Consider the following 12,893-nt stretch of genomic DNA (forward strand, 5'->3'; position numbering starts at 1 on the left):
GTATTAGCTCCCCAAGTTGTCATGTTGGATAGTTGATATGAAACGGATATTAATTGGTTTGATTAGGGGTTATAAGTCATTGATTTCTCCGGTGCTTCCTCCCGCTTGTCGCTTTTATCCCACTTGTTCAGAATATGCTATGGAAGCAATAGATCGCTTTGGCATTTTTCGGGGGGGATGGATGGCGATCGCTCGTATTTTGCGCTGTCATCCCCTTCACCCAGGCGGCTATGATCCTGTTCCCCCAAAAGATGATCATCATCATTAACAACTTTCCCCCCGCCGCCATACATCAAACATAATAATCATCCATTATTCCTGATCTTTCTTGACCGTCGATGGTATCGTTTCCTTCGCCACCATAGATAGTATCATCACCAGAACCACCCATAAGGGAATCATCACCCTCTTCTCCCAAAATCAGGTCATTACCACCAAGACCAGCAATAGTGTCATTACCGGGGCCGCCATACAAAGTGTCGTCACTATTCCCGCCGGTAATGCTATCATCACCGGACCCTCCATCAAAAACATTTTCCTGGTCGGTAGCTCCTCGAAAGATTAAACTTCCGTCGGCCAATTCTTCAATTTGAGGGGTTTCAATAAACTGTGACATAGTTAGGGACTTTCCTTTTATAAAGGCTCATGGCTTAGGTCAAACCATCCATTGAGTGTAATCGTGTTAAAAAGGCTGAAAAGGGTATTGATGGTTAGATGGCCTCGGACTTGAGAATATCTGATCAGGTCATGTCCTCAATCTCATGTGCAGACATTTTCAGCATTAGATCAAACTACTCCTATCCTCTAGGCGAGAGGCCATTCATCCGGAAAACAGTCCAATACTTTTCTATAGCGTTTTGCCTGATACCTTTGGCTATAGGCTGTGTGATTAATGCCACAAAAAAAGTAGGGCTATTACTAACCCTACTTTTAAATTAATTACTATTGAGAATCGAGGAGCAATCTACTATTCCAAAATGGGAACCAATACGACTTAACTCCTACGCCAAGGATTTTAACCTTAGAATAGCTCGAAATCGGAAGCTGTAATATCTGGAGAACCGAAGAACTCGGCTACTTCTTCGCCGTTGAATAGTAAAACGCCTGTGCTTTGGATGTAAACTAAACCGCCTAACCCACCAGCGTCTGCAGCAGTGGCTACAGTTTGGAAGGAGTCTAAGTTATATCCGGCACCAGCGCGTAGAGCAATTACGTCTCCCTCTGCACTATTGAAGTCAGTAATGACATCGCGACTTAGGTTAGGATTAGCAGTTAAAGCAAAGGTATCAGCACCGGCACCACCTGTTAGGGTGTCGTTACCTTTGTCACCGGCTAGGAAGTCATTGCCATCGCCACCCTGGATGAGGTCATCACCTTGACCACCATACATGGTATCGTTGCCGGGACCACCTTGGAGGGTGTCGTTGCCTTGCTCCCCAAATAGTAGGTCGTTACCATCACCACCTATGAGTAAATCATCTCCATCACCACCACGCATGATGTCATTGCCACTACCACCGACTAGGGTATCGTTACCTTTGTCACCGGATAGGCTGCTATTACCATCACCACCGTAGATTAGGTCATCACCTTGACCGCCATAGATTAGGTTATTACCTGCTATGCCATATATGGTGTCGTTTCCTTGGTTACCATATAGTTCGTTGCCGCCTTCGCCACCAACTATTGAGTCATTACCGCTGAAGCCGTAGATAACCATGTTGGGGTTGTCGCCAGCGGTTAGGGTATCCGCCATATCGCCACCCTGTATGCGGATAGCATCTGCAGTTCCCCGAATGCGGTTAGACTGATTGGGACTACCGACTACAACGGCTCCGTTGGCTGTAAAAACTACCTGAAACTCGGTGGGGTCAACTACCTGTGACATAAGTGCTCCTCACGAAATGTTGGACAAATGAATAATTTTCGACAATTGGGATTCTACAATAGCAGTCTGGATATTCGGTAGGTTTGCCGATAAATTTAGAGTAATTTTACGGTAATTTGGCTAAAGCTGATGATTGGGCAAACCAGTTTTTACACTCAGTATTTCTCAACCATACCAGCGAAACCCGGAAGCCTTTTCCCTATTTGTTATGGGAAAAGACCGGAAAAGTCTGTTAGAACTAGATGGGGTTTTTGCCCATATTACCGATCAAACTATGATTTAAGAGAATTCCTCAACATTATAGAGAGATCGCAAAAAATCACAACTAGCTTAACAGATAATCGTTACCCTGGCAATGGCTGAAACGATTTTAACTTAGAAACTCCTCTAAACACCCTATATGCGAACAGTTACAAACACTACATTTCTGAGGTTTGTAATTCCTTGGGTTCCAGTAAATGGCCAACTGTCTCCGTTTAAGTAGGGCAAGTTGGTTATGCCCTGGGCCTTATTTTGGATCGCACTGTCAGTAATAGGCCAATTATATCGCTGATACTTACAAAAATGACGGAGGGGGTTGGCAGATGGTTCCAAAAATTTTTGCCGAAATTTGTCGATCGCCTCCCTAAATCTCCAAAAAATGCTTCCATCGCTGATGGGGTGAGGGATAGCAGCTTTGAGGAACTTCTAAGAAAAGTCCCCAATTTGGTTCAGTTGTGGTCGGCATCAGCTAAAATTCTCAGAGATGTTCAAAAACCATGCCCCAGTGGCTAGGTATATGGAACTTTGGATCGCTTTTCCGATTCGAGTTACCTGGCTATGGTTGCATATAAACCCCAATATTAAGTCGTCAATTACTTCAAGAACTCCCACCTGCTAACGCGAGGTGGGAGAGTGGGGAACGGGCCCTGCTGAAACTTTGAATAGCCCATTGAGCCGAATCATGCCACGCACTTCCGATTGCTTCTCTAGNTCGGATTATCTGCAAGCCTCCTGGTTAGGGGCGTTGGGAAAGCCAAGCCATGTTTGATTCGGTGGGCGAAGAGACTCAAACTCGCAAGAGGTTTATCACCATGCTACGAGTTCCGGTTTTATCCCCCAGTGGGAAACCATTAATGCCAACCAAGCCCAGTCGAGCAAGACGTTGGATTCGAGATGGGGTAGCCGTGGGAAAATGGTCAGACCTGGGAGTGTTCTACGTTCAACTAACTCAGCAACCGTCTGGGGAAGAGACTCAACCGATTGCGGTTGGAGTTGACCCGGGGAAACTGTATAGCGGTGTTGGGGTGCAATCACCCAAGGCAACCCTATTTCTGGCTCACTTGGTTCTCCCATTCCCAGCCGTCAAAGACCGAATGAAACAACGTYGYATGATGMGGCGTGGAAGGCGTGGGAGACGGATTAACCGCAAKKKRGCCTATTCCMAGCGTGCCCATCGGCAGAAGCGCTTTAACAACCGCAGACAAAACAAATTACCTCCCAGTATTCGAGCCAACCGACAACTTGAATTGCGGGTGGTGACGGAGCTATGCCGCCTATTCCCTGTCAGTAAGATCGTCTATGAGTATGTAAAGGCAAAAGGGTCCAAGTCCTTCTCGCCTGTAATGGTGGGGCAAAAAGTGATGCTGGGCTGGTTGTCAAAACTAGCCCAGGTTAAGACTCAATTTGGGTATGAAACGGCTAATCTCAGGACTGCGTTAAGGTTAGTCAAGTCAAAAGACAAGTCGGATCAAACTCCTGAAACTCATGCCGTGGATGGACTGACTCTGGCCTGTTCTGAGTTCGTCAAATATGAACCGTTTCACACTGCCAACACTCACGGTCATACCTGGAAGGGTTTGGTTCAGTTAACACCATCCATCTTTAAAGTGATTCGCAGACCTCCCATTTCTCGTAGACAACTGCACTTGATGGTTCCGGCCAAAGGTGGGGTGCGTCGTAAATATGGCGGTACCACCACACGGCATGGGGTCAGGAAGGGCGACATTGTGCGTGCTGAAATGGCAGGTCGGGTTGTCGTCGGCTGGGTGAGTGGTGACACTCACAGACAGGTTTCTGTCAGCGACCTAAACTGGAAGCGGTTGGGTCAATTCACCGCTTCTAAGGTCTCTTTGATTGCGCGTAGTACAAACTTGGTGGTTTCGGGGGCATTGAACCCCACTCAACCACCGCTCCTATCCCTCCCCCACCTGCTACGCGAGGATGGGGGTTTCTCGGAGAATTTTTGATGAAACATACCCTTTCTGTTTTAGTTGAAGATGAGGCGGGTGTTCTGACGCGCATTGCTGGCTTGTTTGCTCGTCGTGGATTTAACATTGAAAGCCTGGCTGTTGGACCTGCTGAAAAATCTGGGGTTTCCCGAATTACTATGGTGGTCCCTGGGGACGATCGCGTTATTGAGCAGTTGACTAAGCAACTCTACAAGCTGATTAATGTTCTCAAGGTACTTGATATTACTGAGGTTCCCTGTGTTGAACGGGAGTTGATGTTATTGAAGGTTAACTCCCCTAACAGTGCTATTCGTTCCGAGATTATTGAGTTGGCTCAGATTTTTCGCGCGCGGGTGGTTGATATTGGGGATGACTCCCTGACTATTGAGGTGGTCGGAGACCCTGGTAAAATGGTGGCGATCGTTCAGGTATTGAGTAAATTTGGCATCCGCGAAATTTCTCGGACTGGTAAAATCGCTCTCACGCGGGAGTCTGGCGTTAATACCGAATTCCTCAAGAGTCAACCCGCTGAACCTAAGTTTTAACTTAGACCAAAACCCCCACCCCTGGCGACTTTTGCGGGTCCTGGGTTTTGGTTTACCCAAAAAGTTGATTTTTAAGTCATATTTTTGAATTGATCAGCTACAATATAATTAGTCGCCTCCCAGATAGTGCTGGTGGAGGTGTGGGGTTGTTATGTTTTTAAACAGTATGGACGAACATAATTGCGGGACTATTTATGATGAACTGATCGAAATACTTAATCAGTTAGAATTGGGATGGATCGCTGAACAGGTAGAGGAGATTTTAACGGCCGGAAAAACGGTTGAGGAAATGGTGATGGGGAGAAAATCCCCTGACCTCAAATTGGCGTATTATAGCCCCCAGGAACAGTTGTTAATGCTGATTGATGCTATCGATCGCACTGTGATTTCTGGGGTAGAAATGGAGCAAGAAATAGCCACTCTCTTAGATAATCAAGGACTGACTACAGATTTCAAATCAGAAATATCCTGGCATTCAACCCTAGCACAAAAGGCAGAATTTGTCAAGTTTTATCAGCCGGAAATTTTAGAAAGATTAGCCGCCGCTGAACAGGTCAGAAAGACCCTAGGAAAGTTGCGGGTAAATTCCGCCAAAAATCAGCCATCATTGTTGACGGAAATCAAGGTAAATTTAGAGGCGATCGTTAACCCCGCTCTCAGGAGACATAAACAACTGAGGAACCTGTTTATTTTGTATATATTTAATATCATCGTAGCTGGGGCGAAACATGAGGGGGGTAAAGTCAGTTATAAGGATGTGACAAAACAAGCCACAGATAGGTTAATATTTCGTCAGCGTCCCGGACAAATCTATGAGAAAACACAGCCCTACACCCACGCACTGATTGAATTTGCCAATAAGCCACCTTTAGAAATACATATGGGGGTGAAAGTCCACGGGCGGCTGCGAGTTTTGTATGATTGCGATATTTGCGTATTATATAAAATGGAGGCAGATGCTTGTCGAAATAACGGGCGGGAAGCTCGCGCGGCGCGGATTTTATTGGGGGTTAATTGTGAATATTCTGCTTCCGAATTACAGCCAGAAGTAGCCCAAGCGTTTTTGTCTTTAGCCTCGGAGTTACGGGTAGCGGGAGATTGTTATTTTGTGTCGAATAGTGTGTCAGAAGTAGCGGGGAAGTTGTTAGCGAGTCGGAAGCGAAAATGGGAGTGTGGTATAATTCCTGGTGATGTTAATAATGTCAATAGATTGATGTACGGGTTTCAGACAATTTTTAAAGATTTTCAGGCGAAAAGTTAACTATGAATGAGATTTTTTGGGAAATTCACAGGGATTTATTAAGGGAAAGTCCGGGGGGTGATGAGTATACTAGACAAGGATTTGGGATGATACCAAGTTTGTCGAAACCGAAGATTTTAGATATAGGTTGTGGTCCGGGGTCGTCCACTCTGGAATTAGGGAGATTAACGGATGGAGAAATTACGGCGATCGATATTCATCAACCTTATTTAGACAGTCTTAAACAAAAGGCGATCGCCGAAGGTTTTGGGGAGAGGATAACCTGTTTAAATCAAAGTATGTCATCCCTAAATTTTCCGCCATCTAGTTTTGATATTATTTGGGCTGAGGGTTCCATGTATATTATGGGTTTTGAGGCGGGGTTAAAGCAATTTAAATCCTATCTAAAATCCGGTGGTTATATGATGGTGAGTGAGTTAGTGTGGTTACGGGAAAATCCGCCGTCAGAGGTTTATGATTTTTGGCAAGCTGATTATCCAGCCATGAAAAATCTATGGGAATTATCGGAGATTATCAGTCATTGCGGATATGAAATAATTAACCAATTCACCCTACCAGAGGGGGGGTGGTTAAATTACTATAACCCCTTGGAGGATCGGATTAATCATCTATATCGAATTTATCAAGATAATCAGGAGGCGTTGAAAATTTTAGACCTGGAAAAACGGGAGGTGGAAATCTATCGCGAATATCACGAATGGTATGGATATGAATTTTTTATCCTCCACAACCCCTAAGAAAAAGCCAACCGACGGGGTAATGTATCAGGAATGATGAATCATTTGGGTTACTTGAGAAGTTACCCATTCAATCACCTGAGAACCCAAACTTACATGGTCTAGTAAATCGATTTCCCTAATCCCAGTGGGGCTGGTGACATTAACTTCTGTGAGATAACCACCAATGACATCAAGACCGACGAAATATAGTCCCGCTTCAATTAATTTCGGAGCAACTCGGCGACAAATTTGCAACTCTCGATCGCTTATTTGAGTTTTAGCGACGCGACCGCCGACGGCCATATTTCCGCGAAACTCTTTACCAGTAGGAATGCGATTAACGGCCCCAATAGGTTCACCATTTAACAAGATAATGCGTTTATCGCCATCTTTGGCGGCGGGTAAGTAGGTTTGAATCATGACAGGTTCAACACCTTGGCGGGTGCTGATTTCCACGAGGGAATTAAAGTTGCGATCGTCTGGTTCCAGAAATAAAATACCTTCACCGGCTTTACCACCCAAAGGCTTTAAAACTGCTGCGCCTTCATGTTCGACAAATTCCCGAATTACCTTTTTTTCGCGGCTAACAATAGTTTTAGGAATGACATCAGCAAACTGGAGGGCATACATTTTTTCGTTAGCAGCGCGTAACCCTTGGGGAGCATTAACGGTTAAAGTTTTGGTGGGGTCGATATAGTCGAGAATATAAGTGGTATATAGGTAAGACACAGTTACGGGGGGGTCAACCCGCATAAACACTGCATCCATGGCTTCTAAGGGCTGTAATGTGGAAGCGCCCAACTCAAACCAGGGGGAGTGGACCACCCAAGTCTGATCGCGTCGGGTAATAGGAGTCAAACGAAGGGAGGTTAAGGTTCCCCAGGCTTTCCCCGCAATGACACTTAGTTGATGGCTTTGAGTAATCCAAATTTCATGACCCATTACTTGGGCGGCTTCCATGATAGCAACAGTGCTATCGTGGGCGGGATTTAGATTAGCGATGGGGTCAATAATAAAAGCAAATTTCATCAATAATTTTAAAAGTTATCAGGATGAACCCCAGACTGCTGCTGAGTAGTACAGAGTCGGGGGTTTTGTTTAACTAAGCGCTAAGTAGGGAATCAAGCTGACCTTGGGCTTCTAAGGCGTGGAGGTCATCACAGCCGCCAATATGGCGACCATTGATGAAGACTTGGGGAACAGAACGCCGTCCATTGGCTTTAACGGCCATGCGATCGCGAGTTTCTTCATCTCCATCAATCACATATTCGGTAAACTCCCAGCCTTTGCGTTTGAGGAGAGCCTTAGCTCGTAAACAAAATGGGCAGCTACTCCAAGTATAGATTTCGATGGAATTAGTCATATATGTCTTAGGGAGATGAGTAATATTTCTTAATATATTAAGTTAATTAGGCTTTGTCAACGAGACCACCCTGGGAACAGGGTGGCCATAAAATAGTGGATAGGTTAGCTGACGGCTTGCAATACACTGGCATATAGACCAGGGGCGTAGGCTTCGACGACTTTTCCGGTTTCAGAACAGGTAATCATTAAATAGTCACAGGTGTGACACTGGGTTTTAATGAGTGTAGGGCTGTGATAGCGTTCGGCGTGGGAACCGCAATTAGGACAATGAATGATTTGTTTGGTAGACATTTTAAATGGGTTTTTTTACTAGGTTTAAATTTGGCGCTAATATACCCCAAAAATATCGGGTAATTCCTGACGATTTAGCCAGATTACCACGACATTCAGAGGAGATATTTAACGGATGGTTAGTAGCAGGTTAAAAAAACTTAAAGAACGGGTCGCTCTGTTTAGCTACTGATCAATTATGCCAGACTTTGAACCGGGTAGCAATAGCTATTAACTAGGTATACCTTGATCCCGAACCGGAAATCATGGTTATTGAGCAATGTAGTTGAGGTAGAAAGGGCGGAAATTGGGGATTATAGCTGGTGTGATTAAATTTGGGGTGTTAATTTTTGTCGATCGCCGTTTTCCAAATTAATAAAGATTTAAGATTTGCATAACTATCCAGAGAGGGAGATTCAGGATTTCTCGACCTGGAGGACAAGGCGATCGAGTTCTTGTTGCATCTGAGTTTTGACCAATTGGTAACAGGACTCGACATAATCACGATCGCCGGCCGCCTCTCGACCATAGCGTTGAAAGACAATAGGTTGACAGATCCGAATATAGATTTCCCCTGGTAAAGGGATATTCGGCAAAGGACCAATACTTAACCCCCAAGGGAGTCCCAAATAAATGGGGAAAACTTCCGGGTCAATATCGAGTAACCAAGGCATCCCCAAATCATGGAGGATTTTAAGCTGTTGATAACAATCAGCGAGGACAATGAGGGTATCATGGGCTCCATGGGAAATGAGGGGAACAATAGGGGACTCGGTGCGTAGGGCCAATTTAATAAACCCGCGCCGCCCGGCAAAATAAATCTGATTTCTCATATTGTGGGGGCGAAACACATCTTCTGGCCCCCCTGGATAAACCAAAACGGGATAATCTGCTTGTAAGGCGGCGATCGCCATTCGGGGATGGGCGCGAATAGCACCACACCGCACGGCTTGAGTAGCAACTGGGGGGGACATTTCCCAGACTTTGGGGTGCATTAAGCCATAGAGGGGGCGATCGCAGCCAAAGCGATCGGCCCAGCCATATAAACCCATGTGCATATCTGGCGCAGCCAAGCCACCATTATGGGAACCGACAATTAACATTCTGCCTGAATCTCGGAGATGCTGCCAGCCGTCCATTTTGACCCGAAAATAGTGCTGGTAAAACCATCCCAAAACTGGCATGAGCGATCGGACAAACTCAGGATCTCGTCCCTGTAAGCACCAACCATCTAGGTCTGGTGGTGATGGTGGGGCATAATTATTATCGGTATGATGCTCGGTATGATTATCGGTAAATCGGTTCAAGGTTATCGACTCCCAGTAGCAACTAGATTCAATCAAGATCTTCCCTTTTCCAGATGCGGAAAACGCCGCGATGGGTTTACCATGGGCCCTAAATTATGAGGATATGCAGAATATGCTTGATCTCAACCAAGATGATACCGTAATGGCTCAGGTGTTGGCGGAGTCTGAGGCGATCGCCGTTTATGGTCATTCCAATAAACCGGCGCGCCCTAGTTACATGGTGGCTGAATTTTTGCGAAACCGGGGCTATCGGGTCTATCCGGTGAATCCTTTATTGAGAGAGGTTAGCGGTCAACCTTGTTATCCTAATTTGCAGGCGGTCCCGGAAACTATTGATATTGTGAATGTTTTTCGAGGTTCGCAATATCTACCAGAAATTGTTGATGAGGCGATCGCTGCTGGGGCGAAAACCGTGTGGAGTCAGTTGGGAATCACCCACCCAGAAGCCAGTCAAAAGGCTTTAGATGCCGGGTTAAACCTAGTGATGAACCTATGTATTAAAATTGAGATCGAGCGTCTTCATATAAGCAAAAACCGATGAATCAGGCTGAAACCATACCCCCCCAATCACCGAAATCTTCACCCCCGGCGGTAGTTAGCACCGAGAAGTTAGGTAAATTTTACCGGACGGGATTTTGGATGAATCAAAAAATCGAATCCCTGATTAATTGTAGTCTGAGTATATATCAGGGGGAAACTTTTGGGCTTTTGGGACAAAATGGAGCCGGCAAAACGACTTTATTTAAAGTGTTACTAGGCTTGGTGCGTCCCACTTCTGGCGCGGCTTATTTATTGGGGAAACCTATTGGCGATCGCCAAGTTAAACAGCGAGTTGGTTATTTACCAGAAAACGCCTATTTTTACGACTATCTGACCGGGTGGGAATTTTTAGAGTTAGCGGCGGAACTCTTCCAAATACCTAAAGCAGTTAGTCGCCCAAGGATTCCCGAATTATTAGATTTAGTCGGACTGGCAAAATCAGCCGCCATCAAAAAACAGATGCGACAGTATTCTAAGGGAATGCTACAACGGATTGGCATGGCTCAAGCCTTAATTAATGACCCGGAAATAGTATTTTTAGATGAGCCTATGTCCGGTCTTGATCCGATGGGTCGTTATCAAATCCGAGAGATTATTTTATCACTGAAGCAGCAAGGAAAAACCATATTTTTTAACAGTCATGTCCTGTCAGATGTCGAGAAAATATGCGATCGCGTCGCCATTTTAGCCAGGGGAGAACTCGTTTCTATCGGTTCTTTGGATGAGTTATTAGGAATTACTGAAACCTATGCCGTGAGTGGCAAAGGTGGTAATCCCCAAGAACTGGAGGAATGGGTAACCAACTTGGAAATTGAACAAGACTATTGGCGCGGCAATCTGCAAGGAAATCCCCAGGAATTTATCGCCCATTTACAGGATATTAATGCTCAACTGATATCCATGAATTTATCCCGCCTTTCCCTCGAAGAGTTTTTTATGCAACAATTAAGGGAACGGGGTATTTATTCCAGTCGATAAAACCCACTTATAAACAACATTGAGGAATTATTATGTCATCTACAGGAGTTGTAATCGATCCAGAGATTTTAGAGCAGCTATTCAGTGTGGATACCTTACCCGCTGATCTGATTATCCCCCCCGAAGGTTCCGTCAACGGAGGAACTAATAATTCCGGTAATAATTTGGGAAATGGAACCCCCGACTTTGGGGAAACCTTGAGCAGCAATGGTTCAGTTAATGAAATTACTGTCACCGACTCAGCCGGGGAAACCGTGAGGGGGACTGGTGCCGCCGATCGCATTCTTGGAGGTGACGGACCCGACTCCTTATTGGGGGGTAGCAACAATGATACCATCTATGGTAAAGCCGGTTCTGATACCCTGTTGGGAGAAGCCGGAAATGACCTATTATTTGGCAACCAAGGCCGGGATTTGCTTTATGGCGGCAATGGTAATGATACCCTCTATGGTGGTCAAGAAGCAGATACCCTCTATGGTGAAGCCGGAGATGATCTGCTGTTTGGCAATTTAGCTAATGACTGGCTATATGGAGGGGATGGAAACGATACCCTCTTCGGTGGCAAAAACGATGATATCCTATATGGCGGTGATGGCAATGATCTACTGTCGGGAGATACTGGCGCTGATACTCTCATCGGTGGGGAAGGTCGCGACTCCTTTGTGGTAAGTTCCCTCAGTGGGGGGGTCAACATTCCGGAAGCCGATGTCATTATGGATTATACTCCGAGTGACGATGATATTTTGCTGTCGGGTGGTCTGCGATCTACTAACCTAGAGTTTGTTTCCGGTACTTCCGTGGGACTGGAAGGGGAACTAGAAGATAGCACCGTTATCCGACTGAGGCAAAGTTTTGATCCTAATCGCGCTTTTGTGGCTATTGTGGTTGGTGTGGATAATCTCACTTCCGGGGATTTTACCGCAATTGATGAGATCACTATTTAAGATTGATGGCCGATTTGCAAGGGTTCCTTAATTTGAATAAGCCACTGGAGTGGACTTCCCATGACTGTGTGGCAAGGGTTCGACGTGTGTTACACCTAAAGCGGGTAGGACACGCAGGAACCCTTGATCCGGCGGCGACTGGGGTCCTACCTATTGCATTGGGAAGGGCTACCCGCCTGCTGCAATTTCTGTCCTCTGAGAAAGCCTATCGGGGAGTGATTCGCTTTGGGATGACAACCGCCACTGATGACCTGGAGGGGGAAACTTTACAGGTGCGATCGGCTTCTCATTTGCAACTCGAACATATCGCCGCCCTGTTGCCTGAATTTATCGGGAAAATTGAGCAAAAACCACCCTATTATAGTGCGATTCATGTGGGGGGAAAGCGCTTATATGAGAGAGCCAGACGGGGTGAGGTGGTGGAAGTTCCCACCCGGACGGTGGAGGTGTTTGGGTTGGATGTTTTGAGTTGGCGACCTGGGGAGTTTCCAGAGGTGGAATTGGCGATCGCCTGTGGTCCGGGAACTTATATCCGTTCGATTGCTAGGGATTTGGGGGAACGTCTGAACACCGGGGGGACTCTGGCGGGTTTAGTTCGCCTACAGTCCAGTGGGTTTAGCTTGGCAAATAGTTTGACTATTGAAGAGTTGGAAGATCTGGTCAAGCGGGAACAGTTTAAACCCCTTGACCCCTCTGTGGCTTTGACTCATTTACAGGCGATCGCCCTCGGTTCCGAAGATGCTAAACGTTGGAGTCACGGACAGCGGGTTCCCGTGGCGGGAAATGTCGATACAGTGTTACGGGTGGATGACCAATCCGGTCAGTTTCTCGGTATTGGACGCATTATTCAAGAACAGGATACTATG

General features: G+C 46.0%; 18 protein-coding genes. 12 read left to right on the forward strand and 6 right to left on the reverse strand.

Translation table 11 applies throughout. The features are described from left to right. Positions 1-37 precede the first annotated feature (37 nt). Positions 38-268: a membrane protein insertion efficiency factor YidD gene (gene yidD / locus B9T16_RS19105; protein ID WP_006618449.1), complete on the forward strand. Its 231-nt coding sequence runs from the start codon at positions 38-40 to the stop codon at positions 266-268. A gap of 24 nt (positions 269-292) precedes the next feature. On the opposite strand, the gene B9T16_RS19110 is transcribed toward yidD, so the two are convergent. Further along, positions 293-616: a calcium-binding protein gene (locus B9T16_RS19110; protein ID WP_006618450.1), complete on the reverse strand. Its 324-nt coding sequence runs from the start codon at positions 614-616 to the stop codon at positions 293-295. Between the two features lie 405 nt (positions 617-1,021). Further along, a complete protein-coding gene (locus tag B9T16_RS19115) occupies positions 1,022-1,888 on the reverse strand; it encodes a calcium-binding protein (protein WP_410245504.1) in 867 nt (288 codons plus the stop codon). A gap of 133 nt (positions 1,889-2,021) precedes the next feature. Here B9T16_RS19115 and B9T16_RS19120 point away from each other — a divergent pair, with 133 nt between their 5' ends. The 6 genes from B9T16_RS19120 (at position 2,022) to B9T16_RS19145 (ending at position 6,641) form a co-directional block, all read left to right on the forward strand. After that, positions 2,022-2,171 carry a hypothetical protein gene (locus B9T16_RS19120; protein ID WP_157888674.1) on the forward strand — a complete coding sequence of 50 codons (150 nt, stop codon included), beginning with the start codon at positions 2,022-2,024 and terminating at the stop codon, positions 2,169-2,171. A 281-nt stretch (positions 2,172-2,452) separates the two neighbouring features. Further along, entirely contained in the window at positions 2,453-2,662 is a 210-nt protein-coding gene (locus B9T16_RS19125; protein ID WP_006618452.1) for a hypothetical protein, read from the forward strand. 248 nt (positions 2,663-2,910) lie between these two features. Further along, positions 2,911-4,116: an RRXRR domain-containing protein gene (locus tag B9T16_RS19130; protein ID WP_410245505.1), complete on the forward strand. Its 1,206-nt coding sequence runs from the start codon at positions 2,911-2,913 to the stop codon at positions 4,114-4,116. Further along, a complete protein-coding gene (ilvN, locus tag B9T16_RS19135) occupies positions 4,116-4,643 on the forward strand; it encodes an acetolactate synthase small subunit (protein ID WP_006618438.1) in 528 nt (175 codons plus the stop codon). The genes B9T16_RS19130 and ilvN overlap by 1 nt, the downstream gene beginning before the upstream one ends. 151 nt (positions 4,644-4,794) lie before the next feature. Next, on the forward strand, positions 4,795-5,904 hold the full coding sequence (locus tag B9T16_RS19140) for a hypothetical protein (RefSeq protein WP_410245506.1): 1,110 nt from the start codon (positions 4,795-4,797) through the stop codon (positions 5,902-5,904). Between the two features lie 2 nt (positions 5,905-5,906). Further along, entirely contained in the window at positions 5,907-6,641 is a 735-nt protein-coding gene (locus B9T16_RS19145) for a class I SAM-dependent methyltransferase (protein WP_006618440.1), read from the forward strand. A gap of 27 nt (positions 6,642-6,668) precedes the next feature. On the opposite strand, the gene gshB is transcribed toward B9T16_RS19145, so the two are convergent. The 3 genes from gshB to B9T16_RS19160 all read right to left on the reverse strand — a co-directional run bounded on the left by gshB (position 6,669) and on the right by B9T16_RS19160 (position 8,279). Further along, positions 6,669-7,652 (reverse strand): glutathione synthase, encoded by a 984-nt coding sequence (gene gshB, locus B9T16_RS19150; protein ID WP_006618441.1) that lies wholly within the window; start codon positions 7,650-7,652, stop codon positions 6,669-6,671. Positions 7,653-7,725: 73 nt separating this feature from the next. Beyond that, positions 7,726-7,986: a glutaredoxin 3 gene (gene grxC, locus B9T16_RS19155; RefSeq protein WP_410245507.1), complete on the reverse strand. Its 261-nt coding sequence runs from the start codon at positions 7,984-7,986 to the stop codon at positions 7,726-7,728. Positions 7,987-8,090: 104 nt separating this feature from the next. Beyond that, positions 8,091-8,279 carry a hypothetical protein gene (locus B9T16_RS19160; RefSeq protein WP_006618443.1) on the reverse strand — a complete coding sequence of 63 codons (189 nt, stop codon included), beginning with the start codon at positions 8,277-8,279 and terminating at the stop codon, positions 8,091-8,093. Positions 8,280-8,284: 5 nt separating this feature from the next. Here B9T16_RS19160 and B9T16_RS19165 point away from each other — a divergent pair, with 5 nt between their 5' ends. After that, positions 8,285-8,413, forward strand: coding sequence for a hypothetical protein (locus tag B9T16_RS19165; RefSeq protein ID WP_410245508.1), 129 nt, complete (start codon positions 8,285-8,287; stop codon positions 8,411-8,413). Between the two features lie 261 nt (positions 8,414-8,674). Here the strand turns inward: B9T16_RS19165 and B9T16_RS19170 are convergent, their stop codons facing one another. Continuing rightward, positions 8,675-9,565 (reverse strand): lysophospholipid acyltransferase family protein, encoded by an 891-nt coding sequence (locus B9T16_RS19170; RefSeq protein ID WP_006618444.1) that lies wholly within the window; start codon positions 9,563-9,565, stop codon positions 8,675-8,677. A 70-nt stretch (positions 9,566-9,635) separates the two neighbouring features. Here B9T16_RS19170 and B9T16_RS19175 point away from each other — a divergent pair, with 70 nt between their 5' ends. The 4 genes from B9T16_RS19175 to truB form a co-directional block, all read left to right on the forward strand. Further along, on the forward strand, positions 9,636-10,106 hold the full coding sequence (locus B9T16_RS19175; RefSeq protein WP_006618445.1) for a CoA-binding protein: 471 nt from the start codon (positions 9,636-9,638) through the stop codon (positions 10,104-10,106). Further along, positions 10,103-11,083, forward strand: a complete 981-nt coding sequence (locus tag B9T16_RS19180) for an ABC transporter ATP-binding protein (RefSeq protein WP_006618446.1) — start codon at positions 10,103-10,105, stop codon at positions 11,081-11,083. The genes B9T16_RS19175 and B9T16_RS19180 overlap by 4 nt, the downstream gene beginning before the upstream one ends. A gap of 32 nt (positions 11,084-11,115) precedes the next feature. Then, positions 11,116-12,027: a calcium-binding protein gene (locus tag B9T16_RS19185; RefSeq protein ID WP_410245509.1), complete on the forward strand. Its 912-nt coding sequence runs from the start codon at positions 11,116-11,118 to the stop codon at positions 12,025-12,027. Between the two features lie 5 nt (positions 12,028-12,032). Continuing rightward, positions 12,033-12,893: tRNA pseudouridine(55) synthase TruB (truB, locus tag B9T16_RS19190; protein ID WP_410245510.1), on the forward strand; the 861-nt coding region annotated here is incomplete at its 3' end.

It is taken from the genome of Arthrospira sp. PCC 8006 (genome assembly GCF_046480465.1).
Lineage (GTDB): Bacteria > Cyanobacteriota > Cyanobacteriia > Cyanobacteriales > Microcoleaceae > Limnospira > Limnospira platensis.